Genomic DNA, 18,768 nt, shown 5'->3' with positions numbered 1-18,768 from the left:
ACAGGTCCAACCGTGACTGGTCAGTTCTCGTTAGCGTAGCCTGATTTATTCTCGCCGGGCGGTTCACGAATCCTCGACGGATGTGTTTAGAATGCCCCTCGTCACGATTATCCAGCGTTCGTGCGGGTTGCTCCCGGACCCCGCGAGACTGACCATTAAAACAAGAACGTAGACGAGCAAAAAGACGATGGACGACGACCGGCAAACACCGGCGCTCCGTTGGCTTTGCCGTCATAGAGTGGGGCTGCCGGGATGGCGGTTTCATCGTGGGATGCCATGAATTTCATTCTTTACTCGGACGTCAACGACAGCTCGATCAGTCAGAGCCTCGGTCGTCCCGAATACAGCTACTACTTCGTGCTCAAGGCGTATCGCCCGGTGCTCGAAAGCCTTGGGCGCGTGCACGTGGTGTCCTCCACCGCCGAGGTCGATCCCCTCTACAAACAACTGCTGGCCGCTGGCGAGGACAGTCTGTTCCTGTCTTTTACGCCGCCACAGAAAACCCCGAACGACCTTGAGTGCCCGACGATCTGCGTGGTGGCCTGGGAGTTTGATTCGATTCCCGATGAGCAGTGGGACAACGACCCGCGTCAGGACTGGACGCAAATGCTCGCGCGTCAGGGCCGGGTGATCACGCTCTCCAGCCACACCGCCCGGGCGATTCGTCGGTCCATGGGTGAAGACTTCCCGGTGCTGGTGTTGCCGACGCCATTGTGGGAAAACTTCGCGGCCATTCGCAGCCAGCACACCAGTGTCCCGGTGAACGCCGGTTCGACGCTGGACATCAAGGGCTGCATATTCGATTCGCGTACCCTCGGGCTCAGCGCCGATGCGCTGATTCCTGCAGTGCCGACCGCCGAGGAAGTGGCCGCACGAGAGGCGGAACTGGAGGCGTTGAAGCCACCGCCGCTAACGCTGAAACGCCGCTTCGTGATTGCGCGGCATTACCTGCACATGTGGCGCCGGGACATGGGCAAAACGCTGCCGGTTCCGATGCCTCGCACACACTTTCTGAGCCAGTGGTACTGGGAAGGGATTCGCGATCTGCTCTCGGACGCGGCACATGCGCGTCTCGCCGAATACTTCCCGGCCATCGCCGGCCCGCAGACAATTGCGGTGCCAGAACCCGAACCGCGCCATTGGCCAGATACCACCTCTTTGGTCGAAACCCGGGTCGACGGAGTGGTCTACGTCACCGTGTTCAACCCGCGTGACGGGCGCAAGAACTGGCATCAACTGATCACCGCGTTCTGCTGGGCCTTTCGCGAAACGTCTGATGCCACGCTGGTGCTGAAGATTACCCAAAGCGACCTGTCGTCTTACTACGACGAGTTGATGACCTTGCTCGCGCAGCTCTCGCCATTTGCCTGTCGGGTGGTGGTGATGCACGGTTACCTGGACGATCCGCAATACGCCCGGCTTTACGAAGCGGCCAGTTTCTACGTCAATGCCTCGCGCTGCGAAGGGCTGTGCCTGCCGCTGATGGAGTTCATGGCCAGCGGCAAACCGGTGATCGCCCCGAATCACACGGCCATGGAAGACTACATCGATGAGCGCGTGGCCTTTGTGGTCAAGTCCAGCGAAGAACTGACCATCTGGCCGCAGGACACCCGGATCATCTACCGCACCCTGCGTTATCGACCGGACTGGGGTTCGCTTAAAACAGCCTACGAACACAGCTACCGGATGGCCAAGGCACAACCGCAGGACTATCAGCGCATGTCCCAAGCCGCCGTCGAGCGTATGCACGACTATTGCGCTTTCGCCCCGGTGCAAAAGCGCCTGGCGGATTTTTTCGGGCTTGCGCCACAGGGCTCGCCGGCAGCGACCGCAACGGATAACGCCGCATGCTGATCATCATTCATTCGGAAACCAACCAGCACACCATCGCCCAGAACCTGGGCCGTTCGGAATACAGCTACTACTTCGTGCTCAAGGAGTACCGGCCCGTGCTGGAACGGCTGGGGCGCGTGGTGGAAGTCCGCGATCCGCAAACTGAAGTTGATGCCTTGTACCGGGCGTGTCTGTCCCGAGGCGAAGACTGCGTGTTCCTGTCGTTTTCGCCCCCTCATCGCACGCCGGTAAATCTTGCTTGCCCGACGCTGCCGGTGTTCGCGTGGGAATTCAGCACCATCCCCAACGAGCCCTTTGCCGGTGACCCGCTCAATGACTGGCGCACGGTGCTGCGGGCAGCAGGTGCGGCGATTACTCATTCCAGTTACACCGTGACGGCAGTGCGCGAGGCGATGGGCGCCGACTATCCGATCGTCGCGGTGCCTGCCCCGGTGTGGGACCGGTTTTCCGAGCGCGGCGCGCAATTGCAGCGCCAGCCCCTGGCGAGCCAGGTGCGGTTGAAGATCAAAGGGCTGCTGGCCGACAGCCGCGAACTCGACTTGCGAGCCTTCGGGCCTGCGTCATCGCGCGAAGGCGTGGGCATCGACTTCGAGGCCCCGCCGCGTGAACACGAGTTGGTTCTGGACGGCGTGATCTACACCTCGGTGTTCAACCCCGGCGACGGGCGCAAGAACTGGGAAGACATGCTCAGTGCTTTTTGCGTGACGTTCCGCGAAGTGGATGACGCGACACTGGTGCTCAAACTGACCCACCACGATGCCGAAGCCGCGCTGACCGACATCCTTCACCACTTGTACAAAAACCAGTCCTATCGCTGCCGCATCGTGCTGATTTATGGCTACCTCGCCGATGCGGATTATGAGCGTCTGGTGCAGGCGACCAGTTATGCAGTCAACACGTCCTACGGCGAGGGCCAGTGCCTGCCGCTGATGGAGTTCATGTCCTGTGGAAAACCGGCGGTGGCGCCACGGACCACGGCGATGATCGATTACCTGGATGCCGACAATGCGTTCCTCATCGAGTCCACGGACGAACTGACCGCCTGGCCGCATGATCCGCGCCGGGCGTTCCGGACGTTGCGATACGTCACCAACTGGGCGTCGTTGTGCCGCACTTACCGGACAAGCTACGACGTCGCCAGGAACGACCCTGAACGTTATGCACAGATGTCCGCGCACGCCGTGGCCAGCCTCAAGACATTCTGCAGTCAGGCGACTGCCGAGCAGCGCCTGATGGCCTTTTTTGCCCGGCTGTTCGAAACCCGCGCCGTGGAAACCCCCGAGGCATGATCCGCGCATTGGTCAGACGTTTCTTTCCTGAAGCGAAGCCAGAACCCGCGCCGTTGCCGGTTGAGCCCACCCGTGTGTCACCAAGAGAAGTCGGTTTGCATGATGCGATGCATGACGGCTGGTTTTCAGGTGACAGTGGCGAACTGCTCAAGGGGTTTGCCATTACCGCCGACGACACCTTGCTGGACGTCGGCTGTGGCGAAGGGGTCGCCACCTTGTTTGCGGTGCGCCAAGGCGCGTCGGTGATCTTCACCGACAGCGAACATGACAAGGTCCGCGACCTGGCCCGGCAAGTGGAGACGCAATCGGATAAAGCCAATCTCGGTCTGGTCAGCAACAGCCTGCCATTGCCCCTGGCGGACGGTTGCGCGAGCAAAGTGGTGTGCATGGAAGTGCTGGAGCATATCGATCAACCGGAGCCGTTCATGGCCGAGTTGGTGCGCATGGGCCGCCCCGGTGCGCTGTATTTGCTAAGCGTCCCGGCACCGGTGGGCGAACATTTGCAAAAGGGCATCGCCCCGGCGAATTACTTCCAATCGCCCAATCACGTACAGATTTTTACCCCGGAACGCTTTGCCGCGCTGGTGGAGGACGCGGGGCTGGTGATCGAGCATCGTCAGGCCACCGGGTTTTTCTGGGTGATGGGCATGATCTTCTTCTGGGCCAGCGAGCGGGCTGCCGGTCGGGATCTGGGCGGCGCGGTGCGTGACCGCATTCAGGCGCCGTACCCGCCGCTGATGGAAAGCTGGGCGAAAACCTGGCAGGACTTGCTGGCGCAACCCGACGGCTTGGCGATCAAGCAGATGCTCGATCAGTTCATGCCCAAGAGCCAGGTGATCATTGCGCGCAAACCGGTGAATGCCGATGCAGCGTCCAGGAGGACGGCATGAGTAACGATAAACGGATCATGGACATCGAGTTGTTGCGCGGTATCGCGGTACTTGGCGTGCTGTTCCATCATCTGCAAGACAGCCTCTTTGCAGCCTCGGTGCCGTTGCTGCAAACCATTACCGCGTTCGGTCAGCCCTGGTGGGGTGTCGATCTGTTTTTCGCGATCTCCGGATTTGTCATCGCGCGCAGTTTGATTCCGGCATTGCAAGGGTGCAGCACCCGTCAGGAGTACTGGCAGCAGACGCGTAATTTCTGGCTGCGCCGGGCCTTTCGATTATTGCCGTCGGCCTGGTTGTGGCTGGCGCTGATGTTGCTGGCGTGCCTCTTTCTCAACCGCTCCGGTGCGTTCGGTACGCTGCACGCCAATGTGCAGGCGACGCTGGCCGGTGTGGCGCAATACGCCAATTTCCGCTTCGCTGACAGTTTCTATCACTACGAATACGGCACCAGCTTTGTGTACTGGAGCCTGTCGCTGGAGGAGCAGTTCTACCTGCTGTTTCCGCTGCTGATTCTGATCTGCCGAAAGCATCTGGTCTGGGCGTTGCTGGCGCTGGTCGCGGTGCAGATTTTCACGTTGCGCACGCCGATCCTGATGGTGGTTCGCACCGATGCGCTGGCCCTCGGCGTGTTGTTGGCGATGTGGAGTGCGCAGCCTTCGTACCGGCGCTGGGAACCGACGTTTCTGCGTCGCCCCTGGGCTGGCGTATTGGCGTTGATCGTGTTGTCGCTGGCGCTCAGTGTCATGGCGACCGATCACTTTACCTTTACCCAATACCGCATCGGCGTGATTGCCGTGTTGTGCGCGGTGCTGGTTTGGGTCGCGTCTTACAACCGTGATTATCTGCTGCCTCGAGGCCTGCTGAAAAATGTCATGACGTGGGTCGGCAGCCGGTCTTACGGGATTTACCTGATCCACATTCCGGCCTACTTGCTGGTGCGCGAATTCACGTTCCGCTTACAGGCTGCCGGGCTGCCCAGCCCGGCGGGCCATCCGATCCTGACGTTGCTGATGGCGGGCGGCCTGATCGTGCTGCTGAGCGAACTCAACTACCGCTACATCGAAATGCCCATGCGCAACCGCGGCGCCTCGCTGGTCAAACGCCTGAGCACGTCCCGAACAGCCGTCCCATCCTCTGGAGCTACCTCATGCTGAGCCTTTTGAAGAAACTCACGGCGGGCACGCCCGCTCCCGCGCAGCCTGCGGCAGACAAGGTCGAGAAAGTCGACCCGTACATGCTCGGCCTGCACGACGCGATGCTCAGTGGCTGGTTCAATCAGGAAACCGGCGAGCTGTTCACCGGGTTCCCGGTGAGCGCCGAAGACACGCTGCTGGACGTGGGCTGTGGTGACGGCGGCAACGTGCACTTCTGCGGCATGCGCGGGGCGAAGATCATCATCGCCGACATCGACGCGGCCAAGGTCGAAGCCACCCGCCAGCGCCTCGGCGATACCCCGGCGCGCGATATTGAATGTCATGTCACCGACTGCAATCCGCTGCCGATTGCCGACGCCACCGCTACCCGTGTGGTGTCCACCGAAGTCATCGAGCATGTGGACGATCCTGCGCAGTTCCTCGCCGAACTGGTGCGGGTCGGCAAGCCGGGGGCGCTGTATTTGCTCAGCGTTCCGCACCCGAGCTCCGAAGACCTGCAAAAGGACATCGCCGCACCGGAGTATTTCCAGAAGCCCAACCACATTCGCATCATCAGCGAAGAGCAGTTCAAGGCAATGGTCAGCGACGCTGGCCTGGAAGTGCTCAGCCACAGCCAGTACGGGTTTTACTGGTCGATGTGGATGTTGTTGTTCTGGGAAGCCAAGGTCGACTTCAGCAATGCCGACCACCCGTTGCTCAACCACTGGGCCGACACCTGGCAAGCGGTGCTGGCGTCCCCTCGCGGCGCACAAATCAAACAGGCGCTGGACGCGGTCGTGGCGAAAAGTCAGGTGATCATCGCCCGTAAACCCTAAGCACTTAACTTTGGACCTGTGCGAGTGAGCTTGCTCCCACAGGTTTTGTGTACCCTGTAGCCCTGTGTTTGTAGGGATCAGGGATTTCATGGTGTCTTTCGTTCGACTCTCGGTCCTGCTTATTGCAGTGCTGCTCAACGGCTGCGAGCAACACGACGCGCTGCCGCTCGATCAGCAACTCTACGTCTGGCAACGGCAATGGACGCCGGCCCACGACGCGGCCCTGCGCGACAGTCGTGCGGATTTCTCGACGTTACGGGTATTGGCCTTGCAGGCGTTTCCCCAGGCCGGCTGGCGTCGTGCGCGGATCGATCCAGCGCTGCTCAATCGCGATGGTCGGCCACTGATTGCGGTGATTCGCCTGGATGGTCAGCTCCAGTCGCTGGACCAGGATGAGGTCACGGCGCAAATCCAACAGCTGCTCAGCGACTGGCAAGGCCAGGGGCTGACGCTGGCCGGTGTGGAAATTGACCACGATGCGGGTAATGCCCGGTTACCGGCCTATCGAGATTTTCTGACGCACCTGCGTACGGTTTTACCGGCGACGTTACCGCTGAGCATCACCGCGCTGCCGGCCTGGCTCGACAGTCCCGAACTGCCGGCGCTGTTGTCGACCGTCGACAGCAGCGTATTGCAGGTGCACGCGGTGAGCGATCCACGGCGCGGGCTATTCGATCCGGATCTGGCGCGAAAGTGGGCCAGGGACTGGGGGCGGATCACGACGAAGCCTTTCTATCTGGCACTCCCGGCCTACGGCGTGGCGCTGTTGCCCGGCACCCGTGGCGCACCGGTTGTGGAAAGCGAAGTCCCGTTGTCTCACAGTGGCGCGCGTCGCGAATTGCTGGCTGATCCACTTCAATTACGCGCGCTCGCGATGGATTTACGCGCCGATCCGCCTGCTCATCTGGCCGGCCTGATCTGGTTTCGCCTGCCGCTGACGGGCGACCGTCGGGCCTGGAGTTTGACAACCCTGGCTGCGGTGGCACGCGGTGACACACTCGACAGCCGCTTGAGCGTGAAACTTAGCGCGCAAGACGGCCTCTATGACATCAGCGTCAGCAACCAGGGCAACCTCGACAGCCCATGGCCCGAACGCGTGACCCTGGCCGCGCAGGGCTGTGACGGCGCCGATGCGCTGGCCGGTTATACGTTGCAACAAAGCCCTGATCTGCTTACCTTCACCCGCCTTAGCGACGGCCGAATAGCCGCCGGTGGGCAGCGTGCAATCGGTTGGGCGCGCTGTACAAAAATTGATCAAGGAGGTTCGAATGTTCACCCGTAACTGGCCCCGCCATCTGCTCTGCCTGAGCCTCAGCCTGCCGCTGGGTTCGGCGCTGGCCTGCGGGCCGGACTTCCCGATGCGCCTGCTGGATAACCGCAGCCAGTCGCTGGCGGAGCTGCCGGAAGGTAACTTCCAGTTTGAGGTCAATCGACTCGGGCATGCGATCGCGGGGCTCAAGAATGTCGCGCAGTCGCCCTACAGTATGGAGGCGACGGATTACGCGGCGCAGCGAGACACCGCTGAGCAGAGCGGGCTGACGGCGCAACAGCAAGCGCTGGTGAAACAACTGCGCAGCCTGACGGATGCCCATCGGGTCGAAGAACAAGGTGCGAGCCTGCCGGCCGAGCTCAAGCTGTATCTGGCGGGCGCTGTGGCGTTCAGTGCAGGCGATCATCGCTTGGCTGCCGAATACTTCGAAAAAGTCCTGGCGCTGCCGGCCGATCAACGCGCCTTGCGCAGCACCTGGGCCGCGTATTCGCTGGGCCGGGCGCTGTTTGCCATGAGCGCCGAGGCGCAAGCATCACCCGATCGGCTGGCGCAGTCGCGCAAGGCGTTCGAGCAAACCCGTCAGTTGAGTATCGATGGCTTCAGCGATCCGCTGGAACTCGGTGTCGCCAGCCTCGGCGAAGAAGCTCGGGTGGCCCGTACCGCCGGCGACTGGGACAGCGCCATCGAACTCTACGCCACCCAAAACTTGCACGGCTCGGCGGTGGGTTACACCTCGCTGAAGCTGTTGATGGCCGATTTGCTGGCGATGCCTGACGATCAATTAACCGCGTTACTCAAGGGTAAACCGGTGCAACAACTGGTCACCGCGTCTTTGATCAGCCGCCTGGGCTGGTCATTTGGTGATCAACCACCCAACGAATTGAAACTGATCAAACTGCTGCAAAGCAGCACCCGCGGCAGCCTGGATAACGCCGATCGACTGGCCGCGATGAATTATCAACAAGGCGATTACGCCAGCGCCAAGGCCTTCTTGGAACACGCCGGTGACGGCGGCCTGGCGTGGTGGTTGCGGGCGAAACTGGCGTTGCGCGATGGCGATAAAACCGCGGCGACTGCGGCGTATGCCAAGGCGGCTCAGGCGTTCCCGCAGAATGAATCGTGGGGTGAGCGTCGCACGCCGGACTACGACTACGAAACGCTTCAACCCAAGTGTCGGGTGGAAGGCGAAAGCGCAATTCTGGCGCTGCAACGCGGGGATTATCTGCAAGCGTTCGATCAGTTGTATCGCAGCCAAAGCCTCTATTGGTTCGATGCCGCGACGGTGGCCGAACGGGTGCTGACCGTCGATGAACTCAAGCATTACGTCGACACTCAGGTGCCCGCGCCACCGCCGTTGACCCAGCAGGACCGAGACAACTACGTGCCACTGCCGGTGGCGGCGAAACTGCGAAATCTGCTCGGCCGTCGGTTGTTGCGCGAAGAGCGTTACGACGAAGCGCTGGTGTACTTTGACAATCCTGATCTGCAGAAGAAAGCCCGGTTGTATGCGCAACAGCGTCAGTTGGCTGATGCAGCATGGTGGCCGACCAAACGCGCCGCCGCCCTGTTCAATTCCGCCTGGACGGCGCGCGAGTGGGGCATGGACATTCTCGGTTACGAGATGGCCCCGGACTACGCCACGTTTGGCGGCAATTACAGCCTCGAAAACACTGAACTGAAGGTCGGACCGTTAGTGACTGAAGGTGAAGTCCGGCGCCAGCAAGCCAGTGCCGCCAAACCTGACGAGCGCTATCACTATCGGTTCGTGGCCACGGCATTGGCCAGTCGCGCCGCTGATAACTTGCCGCACACCAGCCAAGCGTTTGCGGCGGTGCTGTGCGCGGCGGCGGGCTGGAACAGCAGCCTTGAAGAGCAAAGTGCGCTGTACCAGCGCTATGTAAAAGAAGGGCCTTATGTGGATTGGGCGGTGGATTTTGGTCACCAGTGCCCTTATCCCGACTTCGAAAACGCCAGCAAGCGATATGTAACCCAGGCCACTGACGCAACGCGTTCCGTACTGCGGCCCTACAAGTGGCCGCTGCAGATCGGCGGTGTCGTCGGCGTGACTGCGGTGGCATTGCTGTTGATCAACCGTCGTCGTCGGACGCGGTGAGGCTTACGCTTGTTGCACAAAGGTCAGCCGCACTGCGAAACCGATCAACAGGCTGCCAAACAGCCATTGCTGGAGTCGCTGGGCCGAAGGGCTGCGTTGCAGCCAACGGCCCAGCGCCGCGCCGACCAATGCGTAGGCGCTGTCGAAGAGGAAGCCGACACCAACCAGCAGCATGCCCAGGATCGCGAATTGCCTGAGGACTGAACCGGCGTGTGGATCGATGAACTGTGGCAGCAGCACCGAACAGAACAGCAACGCCTTGGGGTTGAGCAAATTGGTGAGCAGGCCGCGCTGGATCGACGCCGACCAGCGCGGTTTTGCTGTCATCGTTTCGGTGCCATTGAGATTCGGCAGCATTGTGGTGCGCAGACATTGAATGCCAATCCACAGCAGATACGCGGCCCCGGCCAGACGTACCACATCGAACGTCCAGGGCGCCGCTTTGAACAGTGCCGCCAACCCCAACGCGGCCAACGCCACATGGCAGCCACGGGCAATCCCCAAGCCCACTGCCGTCGCCAATGCAGCCCCTTTCCCCTGTCGGGCGCCAGTTTGCAACAGCAGGATCATGTCCGGCCCAGGCAACAAATACACCACCGCCAATGCCATGAAAAACAGCCAGAGTCCTGCCATGTTGCGCCCCTTTCTTTGTCGAATCGGTAGGGCCAGTCTAGGACGCAAGGGCAGGGCAGGTGGTTGCGAAGTCAGCTTCTAAAGCGTTGAAAATTGGCATAGCCTGCTGTTTTTATAGGATCAAACCATCAGGATCTGCCAAACCATGAAACTGGATGCCTACGACCGCAAGATCCTCGCGGCCCTGCAACGGGACGGTCGACTGAGCAATGTGCAATTGGCTGACGAAATCGGTTTGTCTGCCTCGCCCTGTTTGCGTCGAGTGCGAATGCTGGAAGAGGCCGGGGTGATTCGCGGCTATCAGGCGAATCTGGATCGCGATGAAGTGGGACTAGGGCTGACGGTGTTTGTCGGGGTCAAGGTCGAGCGTCACAACGACGAACAAGCCGAAGCGTTCCGTGTGGCGGTAACGGCGTTGCCGGAAGTGATTTCGGCGTTTCTGGTGTCTGGCGAATCGGATTTTTTACTGCAGGTGGTGGTGCCGGATTTGCGTGGGTATGACCGCTTTCTCACCGAGAGGCTGCTGAAGTTGCCGGGTGTGAGCGATATCCGCAGTAACTTTGCGATTCACACGGTGAAGACGCCCGGGGCGTTGCCGTTGGGGCATCTTCCGCTTTAGACCGCATCGCCCCTATCGCGAGCAGGCTCACTCCTACACGGTTTTGTGAACGCCACAAATCAACTGTGGGAGTGAGCCTGCTCGCGACAGCGGTAGACCGGATAACGAAAACCTACAGCCTTACATCTGCGTCGCCATCCCCTCCACATTCATCGCCGCCTGACGCAGCGCCTCCGAACGTGTCGGGTGGGGATGGCACGTCAGCGCAATGTCCTCGGCCGAGGCGCTGAATTCCATCGCCACGCAATACTCGCCAATCATTTCACTGACGCTCGGGCCTACGAGATGCACGCCGAGAATTTCGTCCGTGCGTTCATCGGCCAGCACTTTGGCGAAGCCTTCGGTTTCGTGGTTGATCTTGGCCCGGCTGTTGGCGGTGAACGGGAATTTACCGACCTTGTAGGCCCGTCCTTCGGCCTTGAGCTGCTCTTCGGTCTTGCCGACGCTGGCCAGCTCCGGTTTGGTGTAGACCACGCTGGGAATCAGGTTGTAATTCACTTCGCCGGCCTTGCCGACAATCTGTTCCACGCAGGCCATGGCTTCGTCTTCGGCCTTGTGGGCGAGCATCGGCCCGGACGTGACGTCACCGATTACCCACACGCCAGGCGCTTCGGTGCGGTGTCCCTTGTTGGCGAGCATGCCGCGCTTGTCCGTGACGAGGCCGACGTTTTCCAGACCCAGGCCTTGGGTGTACGGCCGGCGCCCGATCGACACCAGCACGTAATCGGCCTCCAGTAACTCGGCGGTGCCGCCGGCCGCCGGTTCAATGCTGAGCTGAACACCGCTCGCCGTTGAAGTAGCGCGGGTGACTTTCGAATTCAACTTGAAGGTGATGCCCTGTTTACTCAGCGAGCGCTTAAGGGTTTTGCCAGCCTCGACGTCCACCCCCGGACAGATGCGGTCGAGAAATTCGACTACCGTGACTTGAGCACCCAGGCGCCGCCACACGGAGCCCAGTTCCAGGCCAATGACGCCGGCACCGATCACCACCAGGTGTTTGGGCACCTCGGCCAGTGACAGCGCCCCGGTGGAATCGAGGATGCGTTGGTTATCGATGTCGACGCCCGGCAAGGGAGTGGGCTCGGAGCCGGTGGCGATGATGATGTCCTTGGCGCTCAGCTCGGTCTTGCCGCCAGCACTGTCGGTGACCGTGACTTTGCCCGGTCCGTCGATGTGGCCCCAGCCCTTGATCCAGTCGACTTTGTTTTTGCGAAACAGAAACTCGATGCCCTTAGTCAGCCCGGTAACGCTTTCATCCTTTTGTTTCATCATCTGGGTGAGGTTGAGGGTGGGTTTGACGTCGATGCCCAGGTTGGCGAATTCCGCGCCCATGGCCGCGTCGTAGAGTTCGGAAGCGTGCAACAGCGCCTTGGACGGCATGCAGCCGACGTTCAGGCAGGTGCCTCCGAGCGTCGCCCGACCTTCGACGCAGGCCGCTTTCAAACCCAGCTGGCCTGCACGGATCGCGGCGTTATAACCACCGGGACCACCGCCCAGAATCACGACGTCGTAGCTGCTCATGGATGTACTCCTGAAGTGAAGGGATCGGACTGGTTAAACGTAGTAGTTGGTAAAAATTACGAACGTAATATGTGCGTGTCGCGTTGTTTCGGTCAAGGGTTCAGCCAAGCGACAGGTTCAGCGCCTTTAGATAGAAGGATTTAGTACAAAAATTTCACTGCTTTCGTTATATCGTAACGAAACGCGAAGTCCGCATTGAATAAGCACTGGGGTGGTATGCAAGTCGATCTCGAAGTCGATGGCGCGCAGGTAGCAGGGCTGCCGCGCTTTCAGCAGGCGCTCTTTCAAGGGCGGCGATTGCGCCAGTTCGCCATTGGCCTGAGTGCTTTGGCAGCGGCCGGACTGGTGCTGGCGTTGTTTGTCGGGCTGTTTGCGCCGCAGTCATTGTGGGGCGCGTTACTGGTGAGTCAGAGCGCCGCTTTGCTGGTGCTGGTTGCCGGTCTGCAATCTGCCTGGTGGGTGACCCGGTGGCGCGCACAAGCGATGAACCCGGCGTTGCCTGTGGTTGTCGTCGACGGAACCGTTGCGCCGGATGGGTGGTATGAGCGGCTGCTGGAGCGACTCAGTCAGGGTTCGATGAGAATGCTTGGCCAGATCGGCGCGCCAACGCTCTGGCTCGGCGGTTGGGCACTGTTGACGTTGTTCAGCATCAGTCAATTCTGGAACCTCGCATTACCGCCCGCCGCGCTGGGGTTCTCGGCCAACGTCGGCGCGGCGCTGGGATTGCTGCTGGCGTTTGGTCTGCTGGTGGTCGAGCGGCAACTGGCCCAGGAAAACATCGCTCAATGGCCGGAAACCGGGGCATTGGCGCAATTGACGCGGGTGGCAATCATTTGCCTGGTGATCGGTGCGTTGTGTCTGTTGTTCGCCAGTGAAACCTCTGTCTGGCCGGTGCGATTGGCGGTGCTGATCGGTCTGCTGCCGGGCCTGGTCGCAGTCGAGTTGCTGCTGCGTGCGGTGTTGTCGCTGTTCAGTCCACAGCGCGAACAACTCGAACCGACATTGCTGGCACGCAGTTTTGTCGCCGACATGCTGCGCTGGCCGCCACAACCGCTGCTCGCCTTGCAGCACGAACTGCACAACCGTTTTGGCATCGACTTGCGGCAGATCTGGGCCTTCACCTACATGCGCCGGGCGTTTTTGCCGGTGCTGGCGGTGATTGCCTTTGTCGGCTGGTCACTTACCGGTATTCACGAAATACCGTTGCAAGGGCGGGGCATCTACGAGCGTTTCGGCAAACCGGTGGAGGTGTTTGGACCTGGATTGCACGCCGGTTTGCCGTGGCCGTTGGGGCGCGTGCTGAATATTGAAAATGGCGTAGTTCACGAGTTGGCCACCAGTGTTGGCGAAGCGTCGACACCGGTCGTGCCCGAGCCTGCCGAAGGCCCGGCGCCGGCGATTGCCAATCGGCTATGGGACGCCAGCCACGTGAACGATAAATCCCAGGTCATCGCCAGCAGTCGCGCCGACAAACAGAGCTTCCAGATCGTCAACATGGACGTGCGTTTTGTCTATCGCATCGGCCTGACCGATCAAGCGGCGCTGGCGGCCACCTACAACAACGCGGACGTGCCGACGCTGATTCGCAGTACCGCCAGCCGGATTCTGGTGCATGACTTCGCCTCGCGAACCCTCGACGGTTTGCTCGGCGAGGACAGGGTAGGGCTCGCTGAGGAGATCGGCCGAGCAGTGCAGGCCGATTTGCAGAAACTCAATAGCGGTGTGGAAATTCTCGCCACCGTGGTCGAAGCGATTCATCCACCGGCTGGTGCCGCCAATGCCTATCACGGTGTGCAGGCTGCGCAGATTGGCGCCCAAGCATTGATCTCGCGGGAACGCGGTGCGGCTGCGGAGGCGACTAATCAGGCGCAACTGCAAGCCAGCATTGCCCGCGATCAAGCGACCGCCAGCGCCCATGAAATCAACGCCACGGCCCAGGCGGCAGACCTGAAATTCAGTGCTGAACGCAAAGCCTACGCCAGCGCTGGCCAGGCGTTTGTGCTGGAGCAATACCTCAGCCAACTGAGCCAAGGCCTGGCCAACGCCAAACTGCTGATTCTTGATCATCGTCTGGGTGGCAGCAGTAATGCGCCGACCATCGACCTCCGTACTTTCACGCTGCCGGCTGATCCTACGTCGCCGCGTACGAGCGCCCAGCCAGGAGCTACCCATTGAGCCAGTCGCACACACACGATCACGATGACCACACCGGCCACGATCACGGCCATGGCGGACATGGGCATCACCACCATCACCACCACGGCGATCCACAAGAAGCCGGCCCGTTCCCATGGCGGCGCATGGGCTGGGCTGCGTTGCTCGTGGCGTTCGCCATCGCGGCTGCGAGCCTTGTCCAGGTGCGCTCGGGGGAGGCCACCGTGATCACGCGCTTCGGCAATCCATCGCGGGTGTTGCTGGAGCCGGGTCTTGGCTGGCGCTGGCCGGCACCGTTTGAAGCGGCCATTCCTGTCGACTTGCGGCTACGGACCACTTCCAGTGGTTTGCAGGATGTCGGCACCCGCGACGGTTTGCGCATCATCGTTCAGGCCTATGTGGCGTGGCAGGTACAGGGCGATCCGGACAACGTGCAACGCTTCATGCGCGCCGTGCAAAACCAGCCGGATGAAGCGGCACGGCAGATCCGCACGTTTGTCGGCTCGGCGCTGGAAACCACGGCCAGCAGTTTTGACTTGGCAAACCTGGTTAATACCGATGCCAATCAAGTGCACATTGCCGACTTTGAGGCGCAACTGCGGCAGCAGATCGATCAGCAATTACTCACCACTTATGGTGTGCGCGTGCTGCAAGTAGGCATCGAACGTTTGACCCTGCCGTCGGTAACGCTCACTGCCACGGTTGATCGCATGCGCGCCGAGCGTGAAACAATTGCGACCGAGCGCACCGCCATTGGCAAACGCGAAGCCGCGCAAATCCGTTCCGCTGCCGAGCGAGATGCGCGAATCGTGCAGGCCGATGCTACGGTGAAGGCGGCTGACATCGAAGCCCAATCTCGGGTCGAAGCCGCGCAGATCTATGGCCGCGCGTACGCCGGTTCTCCGCAGCTGTACAACTTGCTGCGCTCCCTCGACACCTTGGGCACCATCGTTTCACCGGGTACAAAACTGATATTGCGCACCGATGCCGCGCCATTCCGGGTGTTGGTTGACGGCCCGCCGACCCTCGAAAACAAGTCCGGGTCGCAGCCATGAATTTAGTTCCACGTGGAACACATGAGTTGAGCAGCCCCTGGATTCAGGCCGGACGCCTGGCTTTTTTAGCTCTTTATGCGGTGACGGTTCTGGCCGCCCTGGCCTGGGCGTTCTCTAATGTGCGGCAGATTGATCCGCAGAATCGAGCGGTGGTCCTGCATTTCGGGGCGCTGGATCGCATTCAAAATGCCGGTTTATTACTGGCATGGCCGCGACCGTTTGAGCAGGTGGTTTTACTGCCCGCAGCGGATCGGGTCATAGAACGTCGCGTGGAAAACCTGTTGCGCAGTGATGTCGCCTTGCAGGCTGATCGTGTTGCCACGTTCGCCACACCGCTCAGTGATGCACTCGCCGGGTCCGGCTATTTGCTGACGGGTGATGCCGGCGTGGTGCAACTCGATGTGCGGGTGTTCTACAAAGTCACCGAGCCCTATGCGTTCGTGCTGCAAGGTGAACATGTGCTGCCCGCGCTGGATCGATTGGTCACCCGCAGTGCTGTGGCCCTGACTGCCGCGCGAGATCTGGACACCATTCTGGTTGCGCGTCCGGAGCTGATCGGCGCCGACAATCAGGCTGCCGAACGCCGTGAACGTCTGCGCGGTGATCTGGTGCAGGGCATCAATCAGCGGTTGGCCGAGCTGAGGTCAACAGGGCAGGGCTTGGGCATCGAAGTTGCCCGAGTTGACGTGCAATCGAGTTTGCCCGGCCCTGCGGTAAACGCCTTCAACGCGGTACTGACCGCGAGTCAACAAGCCGACAAAGCCGTGGCAAATTCACGTACCGAAGCCGAGAAGGCAACCCAGGCCGCTAACGAACAAGCGGATCGAACGTTGCAAGTGGCCCATGCCCAAGCCAGCGAACGACTGGCAAAAGCGTCTGCCGACACCGCCACCGTCCTGAGCCTTGCCACGGCTCAACAGCAGGGCACCGATCCGCAAATGCTGCTGCGCATTTATCGCGAACGGATGCCGAAAATTCTTGGTCAGGCCGGTTCCGTGACCACGGTTGATCCGAAAGACGATTCCCGCCTGATCATTCAGGGAGCTGCACAATGACTGCGCAATCCGCCGCCGCACCGAGCATGTTGTCCTCGGCCGAACAACGCAGCGCCGCTCGCCAACTGACGCTGGCCATGCTCGCGCTGGGCTTGCTCGGGCTCGGTCTGATCTGGCGCTGGCTATCACCGGAACAGACCGGCGTCAGTCAATTGCTGCTCGGTGTTGCATCGCTATTGGTGGCAGTGCCGGTCATGCGTTCGGCGTGGTACAGCTTGCGCTACCCAAGCTTGCACGGGATCACCGACCAGTTGATCGCACTCGCCATGCTCGGTGCCTGGGCCACGGGTGATCTGCTGACCGCCGCGTTGTTGCCGATCATCATGATCTTCGGCCACGTGCTGGAAGAGCGTAGCGTGATCGGTTCTCAGGAGGCGATTCATGCGCTTGGAAAACTGACCCGCAGCCATGCGCGCAAGGTTCAGTTGGATGGTTCGATCCTGGAAGTCGACAACAGCACCCTCAAGGCCGGCGATCAGGTCGAGGTGCGGGCCGGTGATCGCGTGCCAGCGGACGGTCGGGTGTTGTCCGGTCAGGCGAGCCTCGATACGGCTTCGATCACCGGTGAGTCGGTGCCGCTCGAAGCAGGCGTGGGCATGCCGGTGTTCGGCGGGGCGATCAACCTCGATGGCCTGCTGCGCATTGAAGTGACCCGCACCGGCAACGAGTCGACCCTGGGTAAAGTCATCGCGCTGATGCAAAGCGCCGAGCGTTCCAAGCCGCCGATTACGCGTTTGCTGGAGCGTTACGCTGGCAGCTACATGGTGTTGGTTCTACTGCTGGCGGCAGTGACGTGGTTTGTCACCAATGACGCTCAGGCAATGCTGGCGGTTCTGGTCGCGGCGTGTCCCTGTGCGCTGGTGTTGTCGGCACCGGCAACAGCTATTGCCGGGGTGGCGGTGGCGGCGCGGCACGGCATTCTGATTCGCAGCTCGGCGTTCCTTGAAGAACTGGCGGACCTCACTTCGCTGGTGGTCGATAAGACGGGTACGCTGACGTTCGGCACCCTGCGCTTGCAGGCGATCGACAGTCCTCTCGAAGACCACAGTCATGTCCTTAAGTTGGCCGCCAGCCTCGGGGCCGCCAGCAGTCATCCGGTGAGTCGTGCACTCGCCGGGTTGGTCACACAGGAGCATTTCCTGTTGCTGTCGGACCTCCACGAGCGCCAGGGGTTGGGCGTGGTAGCGATGACCGAACAGGGCGAGGCCGCCCTCGGTCGTCCGGAGTTGTTCGCGCAATTGGGCATTGCCACGTCGGCGGTTCCTGAGCACGACGGTCCGATTGCCGGGCTGGCGCTTAACGGTGAATTTCTCGCTTGGCTGTTGCTGGCCGACAGTGTCAAACCCGAGGCGCGATTTGCCCTGAATGAATTGCGAGAACTGGGCCTGGGGCGGCAATTGCTGCTCACTGGGGATCGACAGAGCGTCGCGCATACGCTGGCGCGTGATGTCGGCATCAGCGATGTCGAGGCGCAGGCGTTGCCGGAGGACAAACTCAATCGCGTGCTCAAGGAAATCGGCAGCGGCTTTCGGCCGATGGTGGTCGGGGACGGGATCAACGACTCCCTGGCGCTCAAGGCCGGTGTCGTCGGTGTGGCCATGGGCGCGGGCGGGGCGGACATTGCGCTGGCCTCGGCTGACATTGTATTGATCGGCAGTGACCTGCGTCGGCTCGGCACCTGTGTGCGTCTGAGTCGCCAATGTCGCCAGACCTTGCAGGTCAACGTGATCATCGGTTTGGGCTGGACCCTGGCGATTGTGGCCTTCGCTGCGTTTGGCTGGCTGGGTGCGGCAGGAGCGATGATTGCGGCGTTGCTGCATAACTTGAGCACGTTGCTGGTACTGGGCAACGCCGGGCGTTTGCTGCGCTTTCAGGAGCCTTTGCTCAAGCTCAAAGACGAGAGTTGAACGATCTGAATTTTTTTGCATGCCTCTGTAACGCCGTCGGGGCCGCGCTCTCTAGTGCTGTGTCGGGACTGAACAACGTTCCAGCCGACAACCCTGACGATCACCGAGGATACAAAAATGAACTTCAAATCCGCTACCGCTGGCGCCGCTCTCGCATTCGCCGCTGCCACTCTGTTTGCCGGTGTTGCGACGCAGGCCCAAGCCGCCGATGCGGCTCAGGTTCACTGCTACGGCGTGACCTCGTGCAAAGGCATGAACGATTGCAAAACCGCAGAAAACGCCTGTAAGGGGCAGGGCGTTTGCAAAGGTCACGGCTTCAAGGCGATGACTCAGGCCGAATGCATGAAAGCGGGCGGCAAGGTCGGCGAATAATCGACCGCCGCTTGGCGCCGCAGTGGCTACCCCATGGCCACTGCGGCTTTTTTGCGAGGAGTCCGCA

General features: G+C 61.1%; 15 protein-coding genes. 13 read left to right on the top strand and 2 right to left on the bottom strand.

All coding sequences use genetic code 11. The features are described 5' to 3' along the window. Nucleotides 1–276 precede the first annotated feature (276 nt). The 7 genes from J2X66_RS07500 to J2X66_RS07470 all read left to right on the top strand — a co-directional run bounded on the left by J2X66_RS07500 (nucleotide 277) and on the right by J2X66_RS07470 (nucleotide 9,385). Nucleotides 277–1,854: a glycosyltransferase gene (locus J2X66_RS07500; protein WP_310262798.1), complete on the top strand. Its 1,578-nt coding sequence runs from the start codon at nucleotides 277–279 to the stop codon at nucleotides 1,852–1,854. Then, a complete protein-coding gene (locus J2X66_RS07495) occupies nucleotides 1,848–3,143 on the top strand; it encodes a glycosyltransferase (protein ID WP_310262795.1) in 1,296 nt (431 codons plus the stop codon). Before J2X66_RS07500 ends, J2X66_RS07495 begins: the two co-directional genes overlap by 7 nt. Then, on the top strand, nucleotides 3,140–4,033 hold the full coding sequence (locus tag J2X66_RS07490; protein WP_310262792.1) for a class I SAM-dependent methyltransferase: 894 nt from the start codon (nucleotides 3,140–3,142) through the stop codon (nucleotides 4,031–4,033). The genes J2X66_RS07495 and J2X66_RS07490 overlap by 4 nt, the downstream gene beginning before the upstream one ends. Further along, complete coding sequence (locus J2X66_RS07485; protein ID WP_310262789.1) at nucleotides 4,030–5,187, top strand: acyltransferase; 1,158 nt, start codon at nucleotides 4,030–4,032, stop codon at nucleotides 5,185–5,187. Before J2X66_RS07490 ends, J2X66_RS07485 begins: the two co-directional genes overlap by 4 nt. Next, nucleotides 5,181–6,002, top strand: coding sequence for a class I SAM-dependent methyltransferase (locus J2X66_RS07480; RefSeq protein ID WP_310262787.1), 822 nt, complete (start codon nucleotides 5,181–5,183; stop codon nucleotides 6,000–6,002). The genes J2X66_RS07485 and J2X66_RS07480 overlap by 7 nt, the downstream gene beginning before the upstream one ends. Before the next feature lie 88 nt (nucleotides 6,003–6,090). Further along, a complete protein-coding gene (locus J2X66_RS07475; RefSeq protein ID WP_310262785.1) occupies nucleotides 6,091–7,284 on the top strand; it encodes a DUF3142 domain-containing protein in 1,194 nt (397 codons plus the stop codon). Further along, nucleotides 7,271–9,385 (top strand): hypothetical protein, encoded by a 2,115-nt coding sequence (locus J2X66_RS07470; protein ID WP_310262783.1) that lies wholly within the window; start codon nucleotides 7,271–7,273, stop codon nucleotides 9,383–9,385. The genes J2X66_RS07475 and J2X66_RS07470 overlap by 14 nt, the downstream gene beginning before the upstream one ends. A gap of 3 nt (nucleotides 9,386–9,388) precedes the next feature. Here J2X66_RS07470 and J2X66_RS07465 read toward each other — a convergent pair whose 3' ends face one another. Further along, a complete protein-coding gene (locus J2X66_RS07465; RefSeq protein ID WP_310262781.1) occupies nucleotides 9,389–10,018 on the bottom strand; it encodes a LysE family translocator in 630 nt (209 codons plus the stop codon). A 145-nt stretch (nucleotides 10,019–10,163) separates the two neighbouring features. Between J2X66_RS07465 and J2X66_RS07460 the strand changes: the two genes are divergently transcribed. Then, nucleotides 10,164–10,637, top strand: coding sequence for an Lrp/AsnC family transcriptional regulator (locus tag J2X66_RS07460; protein WP_027926238.1), 474 nt, complete (start codon nucleotides 10,164–10,166; stop codon nucleotides 10,635–10,637). Between the two features lie 120 nt (nucleotides 10,638–10,757). Here the strand turns inward: J2X66_RS07460 and lpdA are convergent, their stop codons facing one another. Then, a complete protein-coding gene (lpdA, locus tag J2X66_RS07455; RefSeq protein ID WP_310262778.1) occupies nucleotides 10,758–12,158 on the bottom strand; it encodes a dihydrolipoyl dehydrogenase in 1,401 nt (466 codons plus the stop codon). Between the two features lie 216 nt (nucleotides 12,159–12,374). Here lpdA and J2X66_RS07450 point away from each other — a divergent pair, with 216 nt between their 5' ends. The 5 genes from J2X66_RS07450 (at nucleotide 12,375) to J2X66_RS07430 (ending at nucleotide 18,701) form a co-directional block, all read left to right on the top strand. Continuing rightward, a complete protein-coding gene (locus J2X66_RS07450) occupies nucleotides 12,375–14,333 on the top strand; it encodes a protease modulator HflK (protein WP_310262775.1) in 1,959 nt (652 codons plus the stop codon). Next, the gene (locus tag J2X66_RS07445) at nucleotides 14,330–15,367 is read left to right on the top strand and encodes a protease modulator HflC (RefSeq protein ID WP_310262771.1); all 1,038 of its coding nucleotides are present in this window, start codon (nucleotides 14,330–14,332) and stop codon (nucleotides 15,365–15,367) included. The genes J2X66_RS07450 and J2X66_RS07445 overlap by 4 nt, the downstream gene beginning before the upstream one ends. Next, nucleotides 15,364–16,422 (top strand): protease modulator HflK, encoded by a 1,059-nt coding sequence (locus tag J2X66_RS07440; protein ID WP_310262767.1) that lies wholly within the window; start codon nucleotides 15,364–15,366, stop codon nucleotides 16,420–16,422. Before J2X66_RS07445 ends, J2X66_RS07440 begins: the two co-directional genes overlap by 4 nt. After that, nucleotides 16,419–18,329, top strand: coding sequence for a cation-translocating P-type ATPase (locus J2X66_RS07435; protein WP_310262764.1), 1,911 nt, complete (start codon nucleotides 16,419–16,421; stop codon nucleotides 18,327–18,329). The genes J2X66_RS07440 and J2X66_RS07435 overlap by 4 nt, the downstream gene beginning before the upstream one ends. A 117-nt stretch (nucleotides 18,330–18,446) precedes the next feature. Then, nucleotides 18,447–18,701 (top strand): membrane protein, encoded by a 255-nt coding sequence (locus tag J2X66_RS07430; protein ID WP_027926244.1) that lies wholly within the window; start codon nucleotides 18,447–18,449, stop codon nucleotides 18,699–18,701. Nucleotides 18,702–18,768 lie beyond the last annotated feature (67 nt).

The organism is Pseudomonas sp. 3296, from assembly GCF_031456615.1.
GTDB lineage: Bacteria > Pseudomonadota > Gammaproteobacteria > Pseudomonadales > Pseudomonadaceae > Aquipseudomonas > Aquipseudomonas mucoides.
This window is presented reverse-complemented; position numbering and strand designations above follow the sequence as displayed.